The sequence below is a fragment of the Marinobacterium rhizophilum genome, assembly GCF_024397915.1.
GTDB classification, from domain to species: Bacteria; Pseudomonadota; Gammaproteobacteria; order Pseudomonadales; family Balneatricaceae; genus Marinobacterium_A; species Marinobacterium_A rhizophilum_A.
On sequence record NZ_CP073347.1, the window covers coordinates 3,428,768 to 3,447,850 of the forward strand.

Genomic DNA, 19,083 nt, shown 5'->3' on the forward strand with positions numbered 1-19,083 from the left:
CCTCTGCGGGCCGGACATGGAAGACGCTAGCCTTGCTGCGCTGCGCCAACAGGACTTTTCAGTGGCTTCCTGATCACCAGGAAATACACGAAGACCGCCGTCAGCAGCACAAAGAACAGGCTGTCGAGGTTGGTAAAGAAGGTTGCCGGATTACCGTTGGACAGGGTCAGGGAGCGGCGCAGGAACTCTTCCAGGTTCGGGCCCAGGATAAAGCCCAGCAACAGGGTAACCACCGGGAAACCGTTCTTGCGCAGGTAATAGGCCAGCACACCCATCACCAGGGTCATGATCATCTGGAAGCCGGAGTAAGTGGCCACATAGCTGCCAACCACCGCCAGCAGGGCAATCGCGCCGTAGAGCACATCCTTGCGGATGGACACGATCCTGATGAAGTAGGGTCCGAGCAGGAACAGCGTCAGCGGAATCAGCACGACGGCACTGAACAGCAGGGATGCCAGCATCGGTGCGATCAGCCCCGCCTGCTCGGCCATCAGCTGCGGTCCCGGCTGGATGCCGTTGATCACCAGTACCCCCAGCATGATGGCGGTGATGGGATCACCGGGGATACCGAAGGTCAGCATGGGTACCAGGGCACCACCACAGACCGCATTGTTGGCACTCTCGGAGGCGGCGATGCCCTGGGGGTTGCCCTTGCCAAAACTTTTCGGATCCTTGGAGGTGCGCACGGTTTCCACGTAGGCCAGGAAGCTGCCCATGGACCCGCCGGCCCCCGGCAGTGTGCCGACAGAGTAACCGATCAGGCTGGACTTGATATAGCAGCCGACACCGATCTTGCGGATCGAGGCAAAGGACGGAATAAAGTCACGCCGGCGAATCGCCTTGACCCGGCTCATGGCGCTGGCCACGGCACTGGAGTCCTTTAGCGAGCCGGCCTGAATCATGATTTCGCTGATGGCAAAGGTACCGATAATCACCGGCATCAGCTCCAGGCCCGCGGTCAGGTCACTCAGGCCGAAGGTGAAGCGCGTGACCGGCACCATGGCATCCAGCCCCACGGTCGCGAGCATCAGGCCGATGCAGGCCGCCATTGCCGCCTTGATCATGTTGCCGCGCTGGGCAATAACGATCACGATCATGGCAAAGGCCAGCAGCGAGAACTTGCCGGTGGTCTTGACCAGCAACGACAGTTCGGCAATGAAGGGAGCCAGCACGATCAGCAGCAGCGCGCCCAGGCCACCACCGATCATGGAACCGAAAGAGGCATGTCCCAGCGCCAGGGCACCTTCACCACGCTGTTGCATGGGGTAGCCATCCAGCGCGGTCATCATTGATGAGGGCGCGCCCGGAATATTGATCGTGGTCGCGGTAATGCTGCCGCCACACATGCCCGCCATGTAAATGCTGGCACAGGCCATCAGTGCCGTGGTGACATCCAGGCTATAGGTCAGCGGCAGCAGCAGGGCCAGCGCCAGGGTAGCAGTCAGGCCGGGAATCGCGGAGAACACCGTGCCGATCAGAAAGCCGGCGACGACATAGGCCAGGGTGCTCGGATTGAGCAGCATGGCAAAGCTGCTGAGAACAAGCTCGATGAATTGCATGTTTTACTCCCACAGAGCCGGCAGGCGAACGCCAAAGATCTGTTCAAACACCAGATACCCCAGCCCGACGATCAGGATTGAAATTGCCATTTTTTGCAGCCATTTTTCCCTGTTCGAGAAAATAACCATGATGGCGAAAACATAGAGAACCGACGAAAGCACATATCCAATCAGCGAGAACAGCAGGATATACAGCGCTGTGGCGGCGATGATCATGTACGACAGTCGATCGCCCGTAGCGTCAGCCTGATCACCGGATTGACGGCTGGCCCTGGCTGCCTTGATTTCACGCATCAGCAGTACCGCACTGAACGCCACCGCCAGCAGGCCGAGCAACAGGGGAAAGAAGGAGGGTCTTAGCTGGGCCTCAACAATCGGTGCTCCAAGGGAGAAGGCCGACAGCAGATAACCGATCGACAGTACGAGCAGGAAGACGTGAAAGAGTATTTTCCCGCTACTTTCATTTTTCTGAAGCATGGAGGTATACCTCGAAAAGCCCCCGGCATCCCGGGGGCTTTGCACTGGCTGTTTACAGAGAAAGCTCGTCCATAACCTTGAAGGTTTCGGCCTGCAGCTCGCCCATCCAGCTCTGCACATCCGAGGCACCCAGCCAGCTCGGCGTTACACCGATGCTGGTGACCCAGGTCTGGAACTCTTCACTTTCAAACGCGCCCTGGAACGCGGTTTCCAGTGTCGCCAGGGCCTCTGCCGGCGTGTTTTTGGGTGCGGCCAGAATGATAAAGCTGCCGGTTTCGAGCTCGTAGCCCAGGGTGCTGATGGGCGGCACGCTCTGGTAAGACGGATTCTGTTCCGAAGACAGCTCAACCAGGCCAATGGCATCGCCGGATTCCAGAATACCGCTGAAATCCCCCAGGCTGGAGATGGCACCGTCGAGCTCGCCGGACAGCAGCGCCTCGGCTTCAGCCGTGGATGATCCCGGGTAGGTGATCACATTGAAATCCACCCCGGTTTTCTCTTCCAGGCGACGCACCGCCAGGTAGGGACCGGAGCCTTCCGGTGCCACACCGATGCGTACCGTGTTGGGGTTGGCTTTCGCTGCTGCGATCAGCTCCTCAAAGCTGCTGTAGCCCGAGCTTTTGGACACGACGATGGCATCTGCTTCACGGGTAATACGGGCGATGGGCGCCATGTTTTCCAGCGAATAGCCCGGCACCATGTTGCCACGGGGCAGGGTAATCACGCTGTCGTAGGTCAGCACACCCACGGTGTGTCCGTCCGGACGCGACTTGGTCATCTGCATCAGGCCAGTAGCCGTTACAGCGCCGCCGATATTCTCGACATAGATCGACACCGGCATGTTCTGCTCGGCAATGTTGCTGATCTTGCGCGAAATGGCATCGGCGCCACCGCCTGCAGGCCAGGGCACGATCAGGCGAATATCACGGCTGGGGAAGTCCGCCGCCATGGCCGAGGAGGACAGAACCAGGGCCCCAAGGGCCAGACTCAGGTTGCGCTTGAATTTTGTCAAAGACATGTTAGCTCCACTTTCTTATGGTTGTATGCAGCCAGTTTCGTATCACTGTGGCTATTACCCGCGCTCAGGCGGGGCTTGTTCCCAGGGGGAAATCAGTCGCATGCCTGATGGCTCAGACAGGCATTCTCAGAGTTCAGCGTATTTCTCGTAGTCGGCCCTGGCCGCGTCACTCGGCGGATACAGACCGATCACCGCACTGCCGTTGCGCACCTTGCCAATGACGTAGTCCTCGAACCTTTCCATACGAATCGCTTCGTTGGCGATCTCAACCACCCGCTCGAAGGGAATCACGATGATGCCGTCACCGTCGCCCACCAGCACATCACCGGGGAAGACCATCACGCCACCGCAGCCAATGGGGACCTGGATGTCCACCGCATGGTGCTTGGTCAGGTTGGTAGGGGCACTGGCCTTTGCGCAGAAGATGGGCATATCCATCTGTGCGGCCGCGTCGGCATCCCGGATACCGGCGTCGGAGACAAAGCCGGCACACTTTCGGTACTCAAGACGGGTCAGCAGAATGCTGCCGGCACTGGCTGCGGAGGCATCCTGGCGGCAGTCCGACACCAGGATATGACCCTCGGGAACCGTTTCCACCGCCAGGCGCTGCGGGTGCTTCGGGTCCTTGAAGGCCTCGATCGAATCAATATCTTCCCGCGCCGGGATATAGCGCAGGGTAAATGCCTGCCCGACCATCTTCACATTGCTGGTATTGATCCGGCTTACGCCCTGGATATAGGTATTGCGCAAACCCTGCTTGAACAGGGCGGTGTGCAAGGTCGCGGTGGACACCTGCAGCAGCAGCTGCCTGACCTGCGGATCCAACTCCTGACTTTTTGTTGTTTCGTTCATTGGACTCTCATCGTTGCTGATGTGTTGGAAGTGGGATCACTATAGAACAGCGAATTTTACAAATCAAACAACTTTTTACAACTTTTAACAACTTCGCCCTGATATTTGCCAGCAACGGCGCATCCCGCAGGCAGACAACGCCGGCCAGAAGGGTTGATTAATAAATGTAATTTACTGATTTTAAAATAGAAATATCTATAGATCGGCTACAAGAGCAACGCTGGGAGGGCAGCAGCCGGCCACAGGCCCAATATTGACAACCTGCCCGTGCCTACCTACTATCTGTAAAATTAATTTCGACCCAGACTATGAATAACCAACGAATCAAGTCCCCCGAATCCCTGTCGTCCCTGGTGTATGAAAAGATCCTGGCGGCCATTATTAACGGCGAATACAGCGTCAATAAGAAGCTGCCGACCGAGGCACGTCTGTGCGAGATTTACAACGTTTCCCGCCCGGTTATCAGGGAATCCCTTACCCGGCTCAAGGAAGACAACCTGGTGGTGTCCAGGCGCGGTTCCGGCAGTTTTGTCGTCAAGCGACCGGACAGCACGGTGCTGCAGTTCTCCCGAATATCCAGCATTTCGGATATCCAGCGCTGCTTCGAATTCAGAACGAATATTGAAAGTGGTGCCGCCGGCCTCGCCGCCGTGCGCCGCACCAAAGAGCAGCTGGACAGAATCATCAGGGCCGCCGCCGCCATGATCGAGGCCAGCAAGCAGCATGCCGTGGCAACAGACGAGGATTTCGAGTTTCACATCGCCATCGCCGAAGCCGCCAACAACAACTACTACGCCACCGTATTGAAGTCATTGCAGGGCAATATCAAGGAAGGCATGAACATCACCCGCACGCTGTCGCTGCAGGCTTCGCACAAGCGTCTGGAGCTGGTGCAGCAGGAACACGAAGACATCCTCGATGCCATTATCGAAGGTGATGCCCAGCGTGCCGAGAACGCCATGCGCGCCCATCTGACCAACGCCAAGACCCGCATGTTCGAAGGCACCGGCGAGTAGCCAAAGCCTTTCCCTGGTGAAAGGTGAAAGGTGAAAGGTGAAAGGTGAAAGGTGAAAGGTGAAAGGTGAAAGGTGAAAGGTGAAAGGTGAAAGGTGAAAGGTGAAAAGATTACGGCAGTCATCGCCCGGCGGGCAAGCCCATGCCCCTCAGGTTACTGCATGGAGCCTGGTGCGGTGGAATTCGCTGCGCTCATTGCCACCCTACGGGGACGTGCACCGAACGACGGCGCACCGTTTACCAAACCGCATCATTTACTCACATAAACCACCTATGGCAGTTTCGGTAAAGCTGGCCTGTGGTGGAATTCGCAACCCTGCCGGAACGACGGTGCGGCGTAGGGTGCTGATGAGCGCAGCGAATCGCACCGTTTACCAAAACGCATCATTTACGCATTCACATAACCACCCTGCGCGGTTTCGGTAAAGCTGGCCTGTGGTGGAATTCGCAACCCTGCCGGAACAACGGCGCGGCGTAGGGTGCTGATGAGCGCAGCGAATCGCACCGTTTACCAAACCGCATCATTTACGCATTCACATAAAGCACCCATGGCCGTTTCGGCAAAGCTGGCCTGTGGTGGAATTCGCAGGCTCATTGCCACCCTACAAGAGACATGCGCCGACGACGGCGCGGCGTAGGGTGCTGATGAGCGCAGCGAATCGCACCGATTACCAAACCGCACCGCTTACTCACCTGTGGTGGAATTCGCAAGCTCATTGCCACCCTACAGGAGACATGCGCCGACGGCGGCGCGGGGGCGCCTTTTCCGAAATTCCAAACACAAAAAAGCCCCACTATCTGACTAGCGAGGCTTCTACGCTTTCCTTAGATGGCACTTCGTGCCCGGAGGCGGACCCTCAGGGCGAGCTACATCCACGGAACGACCAGACACAAAAAAGCCCCACTATCTGACTAGCGAGGCTTCTACGCTTTCCTGGATGGCACTTGGTGCCCGGAGGCGGACCAAATTGCCGGGAGCAATTTGGCATATCGGCGCGCAGCGACGATGACCCGCAGGGTTAGTCACAGGGATGTGACTAACAATCGAACCACCGGTTCGATGGAGCCTCATCCACTGAACGACCAGGCACAAAAAAGCCCCACTATTACTAGCGAGGCTTCTTAGTTTAACTTGGTGCCCGGAGGCGGAATCGAACCACCGACACGAGGATTTTCAATCCTCTGCTCTACCGACTGAGCTATCCGGGCAACTCAAGAGGCGCGTATTATTCTATTTGGGAGCCGCCTTGTCAACGCAATATTTCCATTAATTTCATGGGTTTCGCGATTAACGCAGGAAAGCCCGCCGCCTAGGTTCACGGCAGATCAGGGTTCATCCATAAATCGCCGGGCATGGACCTCGCCGCTGGTATGCTTGCCCCAGTCCAGACGATGATGCAGTGCGCTCTTGGCCAGCATGTGGGTGCTCACCGGCGTGGTGAGCAGCAGGAACACGGCGATCAGCAGCTGGTTCATGCTCAGCACGCCGCTGTTCCAGGACGACAGTAGCAGCGCACCGATGAGCAGGCCCCACATACCCAGGGTCGTGGCCTTGGTGGGCGCGTGCAGACGCGTATAGAAATCCGGCATGCGTACCAGCCCAAAGGAACCCAGCAGGATAAAGGCACCACCGCCGAGCAGAAACAGCGAGACAATCAGTTCAAACCAGAATGGCACAGGCCAGCCTCCCTCTTGAATAATCCGGTGACCCGGCAAGGCGCCGCTTAAGCGCCGCAGCCGGAGTCCTATTCGATAATGTCACCGCGCAACATGTATTTGCACACGGCAACGGTGCTGACAAACCCCAGCAGGGCAATCAGCAACGCAGCCTCGAAATACAGCTCGGTGGCCTTCCAGAGCCCGAACAGGATGATCAGCGCACTGCTGTTGATATACAGGGTATCCAGCGCCAGCACCCGGTCCGGCAGGCCGGTGCGGGTATGCAGGTTCCACAGGTTCATCAGCATCGCCAGGCAAAGCATGGCGAAAACCACAGGTATGACCCAGCTCAGCATTCGAAAATCTCCCGCAGCGGTGCCTCGTAACGGCTCTTGATGGTGGCGATCAGCTGCGCTTCGTCTTCCAGGTCAAGCACATGCAGCAGCAGGCGGCTGCGATCTTCCGATACATCCGCACTCACGGTTCCCGGCGTCAGGGAGATGGAGCTGGCCAGCACGGTGATCGGAAAGTCCCGCGTGATATCCAGTGGCACTTCAACAAAGGCCGGTCGCAGCCTTAGCTGTGGCCGCAGCATCACCCGCGCCACCTCCATGTTCGCCACCAGGATGTCCCACAGCACCATGAGCAGGTAGCGCAGGGCCTTGAGCGGATGACGGATGACGGGCTGCGGGTTGCGCAGGTGCATGGTCAGCAATGGAATCATTACCGCCAGTACGGACCCCAATACCAGGTGTCCGGGTGCGACGGTCTGATTAAGCAGCAACCAGACCAGCAGCAGCAACAGGCTGGTATGGGGCAATGGTAGCCAGGTACGCATCTTATTTGACCTCCACCAACTGAGTCACCGGCTGCAACACGCTGCCGATCTGGCCCTGAACATCATGCAACTGCTGCGCCGTGGCAGCCATCATCTGGGTTACCGGGCCGCCAAAGACAGACAGCAGCAGCGGCATGCTCAGCAGCAGCACCACCGCCAGCAGCTGTACCGGGTTCGCCCGCAGGATCTCGCTGGGCTTGCCGGACTGCTTCCAGAACAGGGTGCTGCCGGCACGGGACAGTGTAATCAGCGCCACCAGGCTGCTGCCCAGTACCAGCGGCCAGAGCCAGCTCATTTCCGCCACGCTTTTGGCGGCACTGAGCATCAGCGCCTTGCCGACAAAGCCCGACAACGGCGGCATGCCGATCACGGCGATGGCCGCGATAAAAAACAGTGCGCCCAGCAACCGGTTCTGCCCCAGCCCGCGGCCCGGTACCAGGCGGTCACCGACCTTGCCACGCTGACGCGCGATCAGGTCCGCCAGCAGGAACAGACCCGCGCTGATCAGGGTGCTGTGCAACAGGTAGTAGAGCGCCGCGGCGGTGGCGGATTCACGCTCCAGCGCGATGACCGCCAGCAGGGTGCCCACCGACACTATGATCAGGTTGGCGGTCAGCCGGCGCAGGTCCTGGGACGCCAGCACGCCGATGGCGCCGATCAGTATCGTCATCAGCCCCAGCGGCCAGAGCCAGCCACCGGCAATATGACTGAGCGGTCCGGCCGCATCGCCAAAGATCACCGTGAACACCCGCAGAATGGCGTAGATTCCCACCTTGGTCATGATCGCAAAGAGCGCCGCCACCGCCGGTGTCGAGGCCGCGTAGGCGGCCGGCAGCCAGAACTGCAGCGGCAGCATGGCGGCCTTGAGCCCGAACACGATCAGCAGCATCAGGCCGCCAGCGCGCACCAGCGATGCCTCGCTGGGGTCAACCTGTTGCACCTTGAACGCCAGGTCCGCGATGTTCAGCGTGCCCAGGGTGCCGTACATGACCCCCAGGGCAAACAGGAAGACGGCCGAGCCCGCCAGGTTCAGAATCACGTAATGCAGGCCGGCGCGGGTGCGGGTCTTGCCGCCGCCAAACATCAGCAGCCCGTAGGATGCGATCAGCAGGATCTCGAAGAAGACAAACAGGTTAAACAGGTCGCCGGTCATGAAGGCGCCGTTGATGCCCAGAATCTGGAACTGCAACAGCGGCTGGAAAAAGGAGCCGTCCTCATCCCGCGGACCGAAGGTATAGAGCAGCGAGCAGAAGGCCAGCACCGAGGTCAGCATCAGCATCAGGGTACTGAGGCGGTCGGCCACCAGTACGATGCCAAAGGGCGCGGCCCAGTCTCCCAGGGCATAAACACCGATAACCCCCTGCTGTGCCTGTTGCAGCAGCAGGGCACTGATCAGGAGGGCGGCCCCGGAGAGTACCAGGGCAAAGTTGCGCTGGCGCACACGGCTCGCATTGAACGGCGGCAGCAGCATCAGCAGGCCACCCAGCAGTGGCAGGACAAGCGATAAAAGGATCAGGTGCTGCATCTCAGTTACGCTCCTCGGAATCCAGCACAATTTCCGGCACGCGGCCATCCACATGATCGTTGCCCAGGTCACCCCGGGCACGCATGGCCAGGATGACGACAAAGGCGGTCATGGCAAAGCCGATCACGATGGCGGTCAGCACCAGCGCCTGGGGCAGTGGGTCGGCATGGTCGCTGCCGGCCCCCAGCACGGCGGCATCGCCGTCGTTAAGGCGGCCCGTGGCGAACAGAAACAGGTTCACGCCGTAGGACAGCAGCGTCAGGCCCACCACCACCGGAAAGGTACGCCCGCGCAGCAGCAGGAAGACACCGGCGGCGGTCAGCACGCCGACACAAAAGGCATAGAGGGCTTCCATCAATCTTGCTCCTTGGTGACGGGTCTTTCGCTGGTGGTCATCTGGCCGAGGTTGGCGAGAATCAGCAGGGTGGATCCCACCACCGTCATGTAAACCCCCAGATCAAAGGTCATGGCGCTGGCCAGCTCGAAGTCCCCCACCAGCGGCAGATGGAAGTGATCGAACCAGGAGGTCAGGAAGGGCCGGCCAAACAGGAAGCTGGCGGCGCCGGTCAGGGTCGACAGCAGGACGCCACAGGCGATCAGGCGCGGATAGATCACCCGCACCCGTGCCTTCATCCAGTCCACACCCTGGGCCACGTACTGCAGGATCAGCGCCACCGCGGTCACCAGGCCGGCGATAAAGCCGCCGCCAGGCATGTTGTGCCCGCGCAGGAAGATAAACACCGATACCAGCAGCGCCAGCGGCAATACGCTCTGGGAGATGGTCGCCAGCACCAGCGGATGGCGATCACGGGCCCAGCTACGGCCGTCGGCATCACCGGATGGCATGAACAGGCGCAGGCCCGCCAGCAGGTTGTAGATGCCCAGGGCCGCGATGCCCAGTACGGTGATTTCGCCCAGGGTATCGAAACCGCGGAAGTCCACCAGGATAACGTTGACGACATTGTCGCCACCGCCACCGGTTTTGCTGTTCTGCAGGAAGAAATCCGAGATCGGATTAAAGCTGCGGGTCATCATGGCATAGCTGATGGAGCCCATCAGGCCGCCAATGACGATGGACAGCGACAGGTCACGCAGTATGTGGCTCGGACGCGACTCCCGCGGCGTACGCTGCGGCAGGAAAAACAGCGCCAGCATCAGCAGGATCAGCGTCACCACCTCCACCACCAGCTGGGTCAGCGCCAGGTCCGGTGCCGAAAAGCGCGCAAACACCAGCGAGACCACCAGACCCACCACCGACAGCATCAGCAGCGCGACAACCCGGTTGCGGTTATAGATCACCGTTGCCAGGGCACCGGCGCACAGCAGCAGTGCCATGGAGACGGAAACCCCGTCCAGCGGCAACTGCGGACGGTCACCGGTCAGGTGCAGCAGATCCAGCATCGACTGCCCCACCACCAGCGCCCACAGCAGCAGCATCAGCACCAGGTAGCGCTGCAGCGAGCCATTGTCGAGCCGCTCCAGCAACCAGTCGGCGGCGCCGATCAGGCGAAGTATCACGCGCTCAAAGGCCTCATTGGCATTGAACTCCGGGAACTGCTTCTGAAACGCATACATGTGACGCCGGTTGAAATACACCAGCAGGCCGCCGGTCATGGCCACCAGACTCATGATCAGCGGCGTGTTGATACCGTGCCAGATCGCCAGGCTGTATTCCGGCAGCTCGCCACCGAGCACCGCAGAAGAAGCCAGCGCCAGCAGCGGCCCCACCACCAGGCTCGGGAAGATACCCACCAGCAGGCAGAGCCCGACCAGTATCTCCACCGGCACCTTCATGTAGCGCGGCGGCTCATGCGGAGTCTTGGGCAGGTTGATCGGCTCGCCGTTGAAAAACACATCGTGAATAAAGCGCACCGAGTAGGCCACCGAGAAGATCCCGGCCAGGGTCGCCAGCACCGGTATGATCCAGGACAGCGAGCCGAGGAAATCCTGCTGCAGGGTTTCGGCGAAGAACATTTCCTTGGACAGGAAGCCGTTCATCAGGGGCACACCCGCCATGGCAAGCGCCGCCACCATGGCCAGCACGGCGGTATAGGGCATGTACTTCCACAGGCCGTTGATGCGGCGCATGTCGCGCGAGCCGCACTCGTGATCGATAATGCCGGCGGCCATGAACAGCGACGCCTTGAAGGTGGCGTGGTTGATGATATGAAACACGGCCGCTACGGCGCCGAGCTTTGTTCCCAGTCCGAACAGCAGCGTGATCAGGCCCAGGTGACTGACGGTGGAATAGGCCAGCAGACCCTTGAGATCATGCTTGAACAGGGCGAAGTAAGCACCTACTAGCAGCGTCGACAGCCCCGTCAGGCTCACCAGCACGAACCAGAGGTCGGTACCGGCCAGCGCCGGGTAGAGCCGGGCCATCAGAAAGAGGCCGGCCTTGACCATGGTGGCCGAGTGCAGGTAGGCACTGACCGGTGTCGGTGCCGCCATGGCATGGGGCAGCCAGAAGTGAAACGGGAACTGGGCCGACTTGGTAAAGGCGCCCAGCAGCACCAGCACCAGGGTAACGGGGTACCAGGCATGGCTGCGGATCAGGTCGCCGCTGGCCAGAACCACGTCCAGTTCGTAACTGCCAACAATCTTGCCCAGCAGCAAGATCCCGCCCAGCAACGCCAGCCCGCCGGCGCCGGTTACGGTGAGCGCCATGCGGGCGCCACGACGGGCCTCGCTCTTGTGTCCCCAGTAACTGATCAGCAGGAAGGAACTGATACTGGTCAGCTCCCAGAACATCCACATCTGCAGCAGGTTGCCCGACAGCACTATGCCCAGCATCGCCGTCATGAATAGCATCAGGTAGGCATAGAGGCGGGCGATGGAGTCCTGCGCCGACAGGTAATAGCGGGCGTAGAGGATGACCAGCAGGCCGATGCCCAGAATCAGGATGGCAAACAGCAGCGCCAGGCCATCGAGGCGAAAGCTGATGCTGAGGTCCAGCGCAGGTATCCAGTCGAGCTGCGCGTGAATGGAGCCGCTCCCCGCGATCTGGGGAATCAGGCTCAGCGTAAGTGCCAGCGCCAGTGCCGGCAGTGCAGCGGTGGCCCAGGCGCAAGCCGTGCGTCCCAGGCCCGCCGCCAGAATGGGGACGAGCGCCCCCAGCAATGGCAGCAGGGGTATCCACATGAGAGTCATGCCGTGTTCATTCCTGTTCCAGGCAGAATTTTTCTTGGGCGGGCCCGAATCCGGCGGACCGATACCCTGGAAACGGGTTTCGCGCCTGCACCCCGATCAGGTACAGGCATCCCCCCGTGTCGGCCGGCCCCCAAGGGTCGACTGGCCGCAAAAAGCCCGGCAATAAAGCGCGGACCCTTCGGGATCAGGAAGCGTCGCTAGGCGGTACGTAGCCTTCCGCCTGGGCGTAGTCATCACCGCTCATGAACTTGTCCATTTCCTTTTGCAAGAATTCCCGGGTCGACGGGTCCATCATGTTCAGGTGTTTTTCGTTGATCAGCAGCGTCTGGTGCGCGGTCCACTCGGTCCAGGCCTGCTGAGAGATGTTCTCGTAGATATCCATGCCCTTGGGGCCGGGATAGGGCGGTCGTGCCAGGCCTTCCAGCTCCTGTTGGTACTTGCGGCAGAATACGGTACGGGTCATCGGTGTCTCCAAAAAAGTTATAAACCTGGCGGGCAAGCGGCTTTTCCAAAGGCGCTGCCCGTCAACCTGCACTCGCTCTGTCAACCTCCCGGGTTAACAGGTCTGGCAGACGGCCAGCAGCCGTTTGACCGGTGCAGCCAGCCCCACGCTGGCTGGCCGCTGTATGTTATACCAGAGTCGCGGCGCCCCTTCCATGACAGCGTCGGCGTCACCGGGACGCACCAGCACCGGCGTAATATCCAGGTGGAAGTGGCTAAAGGTATGGCGCAGGGGGGCCAGCACCCGGGCACTGTCCAGGTCCAGCGCAAGGCCGGTCTCGGCCTCGGCATCACGCAGATCCGTCGCCTGGGGCAGGCTCCAGAGCCCGCCCCAGAGGCCCGTGGGCGGGCGCTGCTGCAACAGGATTTCGCCGGCCTCGTTGCGTACCATCAGCATGAGCGTCTGGCGCACCGGCAGCACCTTTTTGGGGCGCGGCGCCGGCAGCTCGCCCGTACGCCCCTGGGCATGGGCCGCACAGTCGGTCTGCAGCGGACAGCGCCCGCACTCGGGCTTGCTCCGGCGGCACAGCGTTGCCCCCAGGTCCATCATGGCCTGGGTGTAGTCACCCACGCGCTGCCAGGGCGTATTGCGTTCGGCATGCAGCCAGAGTTCCTGCATGACCGCCGTGCTGCCGGTCCAGCCCTCCAGCGCGTAAAACCGCGCCAGTACCCGCTTGACGTTACCATCGAGAATGGCGGCGCGCTGGCCGGTGGAAATCGACAGTATGGCCCCCGCGGTGGAGCGGCCGATACCGGGCAGCGCCTCCAGTCCTTCGACGCTCTGCGGGAAGCAGCCGTCGAATTCGCGGGCCACGATGCCGGCGGCCTTGTGCAGGTTACGGGCCCGGGCGTAGTAGCCCAGGCCCGTCCAGAGGTGCAGCACCTCGTCCGTTTCCGCCGCCGCGAGGGTCTCGACATCGGGGAAACGGGCGATAAAACGCTCGAAGTACGGAATCACGGTAGCGACCTGGGTCTGCTGCAGCATGATTTCGGATATCCAGGTGTGGTAACTGCTCTTGTGCGCCTGCCAAGGCAGGTCGTGGCGGCCGTTCTGGTCAAACCAGTCGAGTACCGCCGTGCTGAATGCGTCGCTTGTCATCAGTTGCCAAAGAGCCCCTTGAGCAGCTGCTTGGCATCGTCACCAAGCTTCTCCTGAATGCCTTCCTTGACCTTTTCTTCCACCTTCTGCTGCACGTCCTGCTTCAGGCGGGCCTTGAGCAGATCCTCGAACACGCTCAGGTCCGGGCGGCACAGCTGCGCCGGCGGTGTGTCGAAGGAACCCTTGCAGTTCACCGGCCACTCGACACCCTGGATCTTGTTGTTGACCGAGCAGCTCTGCTTGAACAGGTCTTCCTGTATCGTCAGCCCCAGCCGGTAGTCGATCAGTGCGCGGGGCAGATCCACCGAGCCCTTGCCCTTGAGGCCGATGGCATCCAGGGTCGCCTGCAGATCGTCGTTGCTGATGACGCCATTGCGGATATTGAAGTTGCCACCCAGGTTGGCGAAGGGGGTGGAACCATCCACCTGTTCGGCGTTTATGCCCAGGCTCGCCAGGTTGTTAAAACCCTGGCAGACGGTCTGGGCCATATCGATGCCGCTGATGGTGCCGTCCGCCACGTTGAAGCGGGCCGTGCCATTGAGGCTGTTGACGATGGCATGGACCGAACGCCCCTGGGCGCTGATGTCGGCCTGGCTGCTGAGGGTACCGGTCATGGCGGGTTTTTCCGCGCCGTCGAGTGCCTGCAACAGGTCACCGATCTGCAGGCCACTGACCGTCTTGCTGGATTTGAGCGTCACCGGTGTGCGGCTCACATCCAGCACCGCGCTGTTGCGCACCGTGCCGCCAAACAGGTTGGCATTGATGCGCGACGCATTGACCAGGCCGTTGCGGGCATTGACCGCCAGGTCGAGATCGCTCAGGGTCACGCCCGACACTTGCAGCTGCTGCAGCTTGAACTGGCCATCCAGCAACAACGAGCGTAGCGGCTCCAGCGGAATCACCTCCTCTTTGGAATAGCGCTCGGCACCGCCGGCCTGGCTTTCTGCCTGGCCGCCGGTCTGCGAGGCGTCACTCTGGGGTGGCAGGTAGCGATCGGCATTGAGCGCATCGCCGGCCAGATCCAGGCTGATGGCACCATCGGACAGGCCGTAGGCCAGGGCGCCATTGAAATGGGTGTCATCCAGCGTCAGGGTCAGCGGCTTGAGGCTCAGTTGGCTGGCCGAGCCGCCCAGTACCGCACTCAGCGAGAGCTGGGTCAGCGCGGTTTCATCCGCCATGGCGGGCAGGGGCTGGCCGAGCTGCTCAAGCAGGCTGCGCGGATTGAACGCTGCCAGCTTCAGCTCGCCACCCAGTGCCGGCTCGGCGAAATCCTGCACGGACAGCGAACCGCTGGCACTCAGGCCGGCGAGGCTGAGGTTGAGGTTGTCGATACGGGCCAGCTGGGCCACCAGGTCGGCGGCTACATCACCGCTGAGTTTCAATTCCAGCGGTTTCTCGCCCAGGGCCGCCAGCTGCAGCTGCACGCTGCTGTCCAGGCCGCGCAGGCGGTACTGCTGCGTCTTGGGATCGAGCTGGACCTCGGCCTTGAGCGTCGTAGCGGCACTCAGTGCTGCCGCCTCACCGGCGGACTGGTCCAGCCTGAAGCTCAGGTCGAGCGGGAAGTACTCGCCCTGCCGGATACGACCGGAGGTCAGCGCCAGGTCCTGCAGCTGCACGCGGCTGTCGGCCTTGAGATCGGCATAGCCGATACGGCCATTGGTCACGGCAATGCTTTCGATATCCAGCGCCACGGCCGCGCCGGCATCGGTAGCGCTGTCGGCGGTGTCGGCGGTGTCGGCGGTGTCGGCACCGGCGGTCTCCGGCTCGGCGCCCGGCAGGCTCCAGTTGTTGCTGCCGTCAGCCGCCTGCACCAGGTTAAGGTCCAGCCCGTCGACGGTGATGCTGCTCATCTCGACCTTGCTGGACAGCAGCGGCAACAGTTTCACCGAGACCTGGGCCTGTTCCAGGCTCGCCAGGGCCGGCTGCTGCGGGTACTGCAGCTTGACCTGGCCGATCTGCAGCCCCAGCCACGGAAACACCGACCAGCCGATGTCGCCGTCGATACTCAGTTCCAGCCCGGCCTTTTCCAGTGCCAGCGCTTCGATATCGGACTTGTAATCATTGGGTTCAAAGAAAACACCCAGTAGAATCCCTGCACTCGCAATCAGGATGACTACCAGGGCCACCAGGCCCAGTAACAGTTTCGTCAAGCCTTTCATGGCTGCCTCCATTCATATCGTCAGTGCGCCAGCATAATAGGATCCCGTCAGGAAGCAACGTTTTAGCGCGCCAGGGTTTGCCTCGCCGGCCTGCTGAAGGATACCAGAATCTTCCGCCGAGCCGGGTCGTGCGCCGCCCCGGACTTAGTTGTATAATCGCCGCCTTGATCAAGCTATCTGGAGCCCCCCATGGCAGAGCGTACCGCCACGGTCACCCGCAATACACTGGAGACGAAAATTACCGTCTCGGTCAATCTCGACGGCAGTGGCAAACTGAATGCTGATACCGGGGTTCCGTTCCTCGAACACATGCTCGACCAGATCGCCCGCCATGGCCTGCTGGATCTGGAGATTCACTGTGTCGGCGATATCCATATCGATGATCACCACACGGTGGAAGATATCGGCATCACCCTGGGGCAGGCGGTGGCCAAGGCCGTGGGCGACAAGAAAGGCATCATGCGCTACGGCCACGCCTATGTGCCGCTGGATGAAGCCCTGTCCCGCGTGACCATCGACTTTTCCGGCCGCCCGGGTCTGCACATGGACGTCGAGTTCACCCGTGCGTCCATTGGCCGGCTCGACACCCAGCTGTTCTGGGAGTTTTTCCAGGGCTTCGTCAATCACGCCGGCGTCACCCTGCATATCGATAACCTGAAAGGCTTCAACGCCCATCACCAGGCCGAAACCATCTTCAAGGCATTCGGCCGCGCGGTGCGCTTTGCGCTGCAGATCGATGAACGCGCCGCCAACAGCGTGCCCTCGACCAAGGGAAGCCTGTAAATGTCGAGCATTGCAGTCATCCATTACAGCCTGTACGCGATGCAGCCCATCAGCCTTCCCCGGGGGAGCCACTAATGGCCGGTAGCATTGCAGTCATTGACTACGGCATGGGCAATTTGCACTCCGTTGCCAAGGCGCTGGAATTCGTGCAGCCGGGTGTCGAGGTGCGGGTAACCGCCGATCCCGAGCAGGTGCGCAGTGCCGACCGGGTGCTGCTGCCCGGCGTGGGCGCGATTCGCGACTGCATGGCGGAAATCCGCCGCCTGGGCGTCGATCGCGAAGTGGCAGAAGCCATCGCCTCGGGCAAGCCCTTCCTGGGCATCTGTGTCGGCTACCAGGCCCTGATGCAGCATTCGCAGGAAAACGGCGGCGTCGACTGCCTCGGCCAGTTCGAGGGCGATGTGCGCTTTTTCGGCAATGATCTGCGCGATGCGGCCGGCGAAAAGCTCAAGGTGCCCCACATGGGCTGGAACAGCGTCGAGCAGACCACAGACCACCCGCTCTGGGCCGAGATCGACAACGGCAGCCGCTTTTACTTCGTGCACAGTTACCACGTGCAGCTGGGCCAGCGCGCTCAGGTGGCCGCGACCTGCGAATACGGCACAAGCTTCGATGTCGCCCTGCAGCACGAGAACGTGTTCGCCACCCAGTTCCATCCCGAAAAGAGCCAGAAGGCCGGGCTGCAGCTGCTGAAGAATTTCCTGAATTGGGACGGCACCCTGTAGCCCACCCCACTCTGAACGGCGGTGATGGCCCCTGAAGCAGCGGTCATTGCCGGCATCAAACGATCAGCGAGACCATTATGCTTATTATTCCTGCGATTGATCTGAAAGACGGTAAATGCGTGCGCCTGCGTCAGGGCCGGATGGATGACTCCACCGTCTTCTCCGACAACCCGGTCGAAATGGCGGCCAAGTGGGTCGACGCCGGTTGCCGCAGGCTGCACCTGGTGGACCTGAACGGCGCCTTCGCCGGCACGCCGGTCAATGGCGAAATCGTCAGTGCCATCGCCAGGGCCTACCCGGACCTGCCGATCCAGATCGGTGGCGGCATTCGCAGCGCCGAAACCATCGAAGCCTACCTGGCAGCCGGCGTCGACTACGTCATCATCGGCACCAAGGCGGTGAAGGAACCCGAGTTCGTGACCGAGATGTGCAAGCGCTTCCCGGGCCACATCATCGTTGGCATCGACGCCCAGGACGGCCTGGTGGCCACCGACGGCTGGGCCGAAGTGTCCAGCGTGCGGGCGATTGATCTGGCCAGGCGCTTTCGTGACGACGGCGTGTCGTCCATCGTTTACACCGATATCAGCCGCGACGGCATGATGCAGGGCGTCAATGTCGAGGCCACGGCGGAACTGGCGCGCGAGTGCGGCATTCCGGTGATCGCCTCCGGTGGCGTCACCGATATCAACGATATCCATGCACTGGCCGCCGTGGCGGACCAGGGCATTCTAGGGGCCATCACGGGGCGCGCCATCTACGAAGGCACCCTGGATGTCGCCCAGGCCCAGCAGCTCTGCGACCAACTCGGCAACTGAAGGAAGTACCGCCATGGCACTGGCCAAACGTATCATTCCCTGCCTTGATGTCGAAAACGGCCGGGTCGTAAAAGGCGTGCAGTTTCTCGATATCCGCGATGCCGGCGATCCGGTCGAGATTGCCCGCAAGTATGACGAGCAGGGCGCCGACGAGATCACCTTCCTGGATATCACCGCCAGCCACGAGGGCCGCGACACCATGGTTCAGACCGTGGAAAAAATGGCGTCCCAGGTGTTTATCCCGCTCACCGTCGGCGGTGGCATCCGCACCTGCGACGACATTCGCCGCATGCTCAACGCCGGTGCCGACAAGGTGTCGATCAATACCGCCGCGGTATTCAACCCCGAGTTTGTGCGTGAAGCCGCGCAGCGCTTCGGCTCCCAGTGTATTGTCGTTGCCATTGATGCCAAGAAGGTGTCATTGCAGGGCGAAGCGGATCGCTGGGAGATTTTCACCCACGGCGGGCGCAAGCCCACCGGGCTCGATGCCGTGGAATGGTCACGCAAGATGGTGGAGTACGGCGCCGGTGAAATCCTGCTGACGTCCATGGATCGCGACGGCACCAAGAACGGCTTCGACCTGGGTGTAACCCGGGCCATTTCCGAAGCGGTGCATGTGCCCGTGATCGCCTCCGGCGGAGTCGGCAACCTGGACCACCTGGTGGCAGGCTGCATCGAAGGCAAGGCCGATGCGGTGCTGGCGGCATCCATCTTCCACTTCAATGAATACAGCATTCCCCAGGCCAAGGCCTACATGCGCGAACGCGGTATCGAAGTGCGACTCTGAAAACAACTCTGCTGTGAGTGGCACCGCCCGGTGCCACTCACAGCTTAAGGTTCAAGGTTCAAGGTTTAAGGGTTAAGGGTTAAGGGTTAAGGTTTACGGCTTACGGCTTACGGCTTACGGCT

Annotated in this window: 18 protein-coding genes and 1 tRNA gene; 5 read left to right on the top strand and 14 right to left on the bottom strand. The window is 61.1% G+C overall.

Features of this window, described 5'->3' with window-relative positions:
• Positions 1-26: 26 nt before the first annotated feature.
• The 4 genes from KDW95_RS15395 to KDW95_RS15410 all read right to left on the bottom strand — a co-directional run bounded on the left by KDW95_RS15395 (position 27) and on the right by KDW95_RS15410 (position 3,906).
• Entirely contained in the window at positions 27-1,559 is a 1,533-nt protein-coding gene (locus KDW95_RS15395; RefSeq protein ID WP_255852704.1) for a tripartite tricarboxylate transporter permease, read from the bottom strand.
• Positions 1,560-1,562: 3 nt separating this feature from the next.
• A complete protein-coding gene (locus KDW95_RS15400; RefSeq protein ID WP_255852705.1) occupies positions 1,563-2,036 on the bottom strand; it encodes a tripartite tricarboxylate transporter TctB family protein in 474 nt (157 codons plus the stop codon).
• 52 nt (positions 2,037-2,088) lie between these two features.
• Positions 2,089-3,054, bottom strand: a complete 966-nt coding sequence (locus KDW95_RS15405) for a Bug family tripartite tricarboxylate transporter substrate binding protein (protein WP_255852706.1) — start codon at positions 3,052-3,054, stop codon at positions 2,089-2,091.
• Between the two features lie 126 nt (positions 3,055-3,180).
• Positions 3,181-3,906 carry a ribonuclease activity regulator RraA gene (locus tag KDW95_RS15410; protein WP_255852707.1) on the bottom strand — a complete coding sequence of 242 codons (726 nt, stop codon included), beginning with the start codon at positions 3,904-3,906 and terminating at the stop codon, positions 3,181-3,183.
• A 308-nt stretch (positions 3,907-4,214) separates the two neighbouring features.
• Here KDW95_RS15410 and KDW95_RS15415 point away from each other — a divergent pair, with 308 nt between their 5' ends.
• Entirely contained in the window at positions 4,215-4,922 is a 708-nt protein-coding gene (locus KDW95_RS15415; protein ID WP_255852708.1) for a FadR/GntR family transcriptional regulator, read from the top strand.
• A 1,131-nt stretch (positions 4,923-6,053) separates the two neighbouring features.
• Here KDW95_RS15415 and KDW95_RS15420 read toward each other — a convergent pair.
• The 10 genes from KDW95_RS15420 to KDW95_RS15465 all read right to left on the bottom strand — a co-directional run bounded on the left by KDW95_RS15420 (position 6,054) and on the right by KDW95_RS15465 (position 15,851).
• Positions 6,054-6,129, bottom strand: a tRNA-Phe gene (locus KDW95_RS15420).
• Between the two features lie 117 nt (positions 6,130-6,246).
• Positions 6,247-6,597 (bottom strand): Na+/H+ antiporter subunit G, encoded by a 351-nt coding sequence (locus KDW95_RS15425; RefSeq protein WP_255852709.1) that lies wholly within the window; start codon positions 6,595-6,597, stop codon positions 6,247-6,249.
• A 68-nt stretch (positions 6,598-6,665) separates the two neighbouring features.
• Positions 6,666-6,935, bottom strand: a complete 270-nt coding sequence (locus tag KDW95_RS15430) for a K+/H+ antiporter subunit F (protein ID WP_255852710.1) — start codon at positions 6,933-6,935, stop codon at positions 6,666-6,668.
• A complete protein-coding gene (locus KDW95_RS15435) occupies positions 6,929-7,417 on the bottom strand; it encodes a Na+/H+ antiporter subunit E (RefSeq protein WP_255852711.1) in 489 nt (162 codons plus the stop codon). Before KDW95_RS15435 ends, KDW95_RS15430 begins: the two co-directional genes overlap by 7 nt.
• 1 nt (position 7,418) lies before the next feature.
• On the bottom strand, positions 7,419-8,942 hold the full coding sequence (locus tag KDW95_RS15440) for a monovalent cation/H+ antiporter subunit D (protein WP_255852712.1): 1,524 nt from the start codon (positions 8,940-8,942) through the stop codon (positions 7,419-7,421).
• A 1-nt stretch (position 8,943) separates the two neighbouring features.
• The gene (locus tag KDW95_RS15445) at positions 8,944-9,297 is read right to left on the bottom strand and encodes a Na+/H+ antiporter subunit C (protein ID WP_255852713.1); all 354 of its coding nucleotides are present in this window, start codon (positions 9,295-9,297) and stop codon (positions 8,944-8,946) included.
• On the bottom strand, positions 9,297-12,092 hold the full coding sequence (locus KDW95_RS15450) for a monovalent cation/H+ antiporter subunit A (protein ID WP_255852714.1): 2,796 nt from the start codon (positions 12,090-12,092) through the stop codon (positions 9,297-9,299). Before KDW95_RS15450 ends, KDW95_RS15445 begins: the two co-directional genes overlap by 1 nt.
• A 184-nt stretch (positions 12,093-12,276) precedes the next feature.
• Positions 12,277-12,555, bottom strand: coding sequence for an oxidative damage protection protein (locus KDW95_RS15455; protein WP_255852715.1), 279 nt, complete (start codon positions 12,553-12,555; stop codon positions 12,277-12,279).
• A 93-nt stretch (positions 12,556-12,648) separates the two neighbouring features.
• A complete protein-coding gene (mutY, locus tag KDW95_RS15460; RefSeq protein ID WP_255852716.1) occupies positions 12,649-13,692 on the bottom strand; it encodes an A/G-specific adenine glycosylase in 1,044 nt (347 codons plus the stop codon).
• The gene (locus KDW95_RS15465; protein WP_255852717.1) at positions 13,692-15,851 is read right to left on the bottom strand and encodes an AsmA family protein; all 2,160 of its coding nucleotides are present in this window, start codon (positions 15,849-15,851) and stop codon (positions 13,692-13,694) included. The genes mutY and KDW95_RS15465 overlap by 1 nt, the downstream gene beginning before the upstream one ends.
• A 189-nt stretch (positions 15,852-16,040) precedes the next feature.
• Here KDW95_RS15465 and hisB point away from each other — a divergent pair, with 189 nt between their 5' ends.
• The 4 genes from hisB (at position 16,041) to hisF (ending at position 18,961) form a co-directional block, all read left to right on the top strand.
• A complete protein-coding gene (gene hisB, locus KDW95_RS15470) occupies positions 16,041-16,634 on the top strand; it encodes an imidazoleglycerol-phosphate dehydratase HisB (RefSeq protein ID WP_255852718.1) in 594 nt (197 codons plus the stop codon).
• Positions 16,635-16,708: 74 nt separating this feature from the next.
• Positions 16,709-17,359, top strand: a complete 651-nt coding sequence (gene hisH / locus KDW95_RS15475; RefSeq protein ID WP_255852719.1) for an imidazole glycerol phosphate synthase subunit HisH — start codon at positions 16,709-16,711, stop codon at positions 17,357-17,359.
• Between the two features lie 77 nt (positions 17,360-17,436).
• On the top strand, positions 17,437-18,174 hold the full coding sequence (hisA, locus tag KDW95_RS15480) for a 1-(5-phosphoribosyl)-5-[(5-phosphoribosylamino)methylideneamino]imidazole-4-carboxamide isomerase (protein ID WP_255852720.1): 738 nt from the start codon (positions 17,437-17,439) through the stop codon (positions 18,172-18,174).
• Between the two features lie 13 nt (positions 18,175-18,187).
• Positions 18,188-18,961 (top strand): imidazole glycerol phosphate synthase subunit HisF, encoded by a 774-nt coding sequence (gene hisF, locus KDW95_RS15485; protein ID WP_255852721.1) that lies wholly within the window; start codon positions 18,188-18,190, stop codon positions 18,959-18,961.
• The last annotated feature ends 122 nt before the right edge of the window (positions 18,962-19,083 follow it).